We start from the raw sequence: 2237 nt of genomic DNA, 5'->3' as shown, positions 1-2237 counted from the left end.
GAGAGCGGGATGCCGCTGGTCCAGTCGACATGCCCGGCCTGGGCATAGGTCATCAGCGCGACCACGGCGCCCGGCGTGACCAGCGCCAGCGCCAGCCCCTGCGCGGCGGCCTGCCGCATGCCGAACAGGCCGACCAGCGCCGGCGCGGCTACCACGCCGCCGCCCACGCTGAAGAAGCCCGAGAAGAGCCCACCCACCACGCCCACGGCCGGAATCCAGCGCGATGACAGCCGCGCCTGCTGCTGGGTCACGGCCCGGCCGGGCATCAGGCGCCACAAGAAGTACAGGGCGAGGCCGAGCGACGGCAGCAACAACGGGCTGGGGCTGCAACGGCAGACACAAAGATCGTCGCTCAGCGCAGCCTCGCGTCCATCGGGGCCCGTGGTGGACAGGCGCGGACCGATACATACGATCTGTCCCACCGACTTGCAGACTGGACACCAGACTGGGTCGCCCTCATAGGCTTGCTCGCGATGCCCTACCATATCGTTGGCGTCTCCGCCCTGTACGATGCCCCCCAAGGTGGTGAGATCCCCCCTCAAGATGTCGTATCGTCTGGTCATGCCGACTCTCCTGGCTCACAAGGCGCCGGGCCGAAGCCGCATGCTGTTGAGCAATGTGTCCCACATCTGTATGGCGCCGGCTTCGTCGACAGGAGATGTCGCGAGCTCCGGTGTAAGAGAATGCGTACTTGGGCCCCCCAGTGTCAGCCGAATCTCGGTGTGGGGTTGCGCGACGGTCTCGGGGTCTCCCTGCGCCATCAGATAGAACTGATAGATCTGTATCGTTCCATCAGTGATGGAAAACAGTACTTCCTCTGCTTCCATCCCGGCGACCTGTCGTTTGCCATCACGCAGGAAGCGGACGTTGCCGCTGAAGCCTTTATTGTTCAAGTTACCGCGTAAATCTGGTAGGGTCTGACGAAGCGATAGCTTCTTGTCTGATTCAACGGCATCGCGCATTCTGATGAGGAGCCCCGCGTACCTTCCCGGTAGCAGAGCAAAGCTCTGAGTAACGCGCTCGCTATCGCGTGAACGGCCGCCAATCAAAGCCCCGTCGATACAGAATCCTGGTTCGGTCGGGACCGTCCAGTCGTCACGATAGGTGACGTCTCGAAGGACTTCGGATAGGCCGGCGATGGCGGACTGAATAATCCTCTTGGGTACCGTCGACTTCATCGCTAGCATCGTGCCGCCGGCCAGGACGTATCCTTCCTGCTTGAAGAAGGGATCCGGTCGTTTTCCATCCATCGTAAATAGGAAGACTCGTGAGTTTTGGGTCGGTGATGCAACCTGCTCCAGCATCGGTACATTCACCTTAAAACGCATGGATTCCAAGCCCCTTTCCTTCATCTCCTGGTAGGAAATCGAGCTCTCGCGCTTTTCCCTGCGCAGCGTTTCTTCACGTTTGCGCATTTCATGGTCAAACGTCTGGAAGCTGACATTCCTCCTGATCTCAATTTCGTCGCCCCAGAAGCCGTAACGCTCAGAACTGATCTCGCTCGCCGCAGGGCGATCGAATACGAAACGGCCGATACACCAAGGTCTCGAATTAGCAAGCAGCGGGTTGTTCATCATCATAGGTTCCACGGGAGCGATCTGCGCACACGCAGACAGAAGATTCATTGAGACAAGAATCGGGAGTATAGAAAGCCGGATTCGATAGGATGTTCTCGTCAATTATCTAGCCCCTCAACGGAATGGACGATTCTTGCAACGCTATAGAGAGTGGCCCAGCGCGACCACGGATGATTGAAGCTGGCCTGGTGCTCGTACCCACCTTGCACGAAGACCATCTGCACACCTCGGGCTTTATTGCCCGGAACGCCAGGTAGCAAGCCTCGGCCTTGCGCCGCAGCGGACAATGCAGGCACCGTCCCGTCTCCCGGGACAATGCCGTTATCCCGCTGACCAGGCTGCGGGATAACGGCCGCCTTCTGGACGGTCACTTTGACAAACTGCCCGCGGACGAGGCATGACCTGCGACGCGCCCATCCCGATGCCGGCGAACAACTTCAGCCTGGTCTTCCGCAAGCCGGCGGCAGGCTAGCCGCGCACGAGCATGATCACCGCCGTGACGATCAGGCAGACGGCGAACGCGGCGCGCAGGCGGCGCTCCGGCATCCGGTGCGCCAGCGCCACGCCCCAGGAGATCGTCAGCATGCCGCCGAGCGAGAGCGGGATGCCGCTGGTCCAGTCGACATGCCCGGCCTGGGCATAGGTCATCAGCGCGACCAC

General features: G+C 61.1%; 3 protein-coding genes. All 3 read right to left on the bottom strand.

All coding sequences use genetic code 11. The features are described from left to right. Positions 1–563, bottom strand: a 563-nt coding sequence (locus AC1DP9_RS27590) for a TSUP family transporter (protein ID WP_477109059.1), incomplete at its 3' end; no start/stop codon positions are given. A gap of 15 nt (positions 564–578) precedes the next feature. Continuing rightward, the gene (locus tag AC1DP9_RS27585; protein ID WP_410748525.1) at positions 579–1580 is read right to left on the bottom strand and encodes a T6SS immunity protein Tli4 family protein; all 1002 of its coding nucleotides are present in this window, start codon (positions 1578–1580) and stop codon (positions 579–581) included. 465 nt (positions 1581–2045) lie between these two features. Further along, positions 2046–2237, bottom strand: a 192-nt coding sequence (locus AC1DP9_RS27580) for a TSUP family transporter (RefSeq protein WP_477108742.1), incomplete at its 5' end; no start/stop codon positions are given.

The organism is Cupriavidus sp. 01L43 (assembly GCF_056399925.1).
Note: the sequence above shows the minus strand (reverse complement) of the source record. Positions and strands in the feature narration are given on the sequence as shown.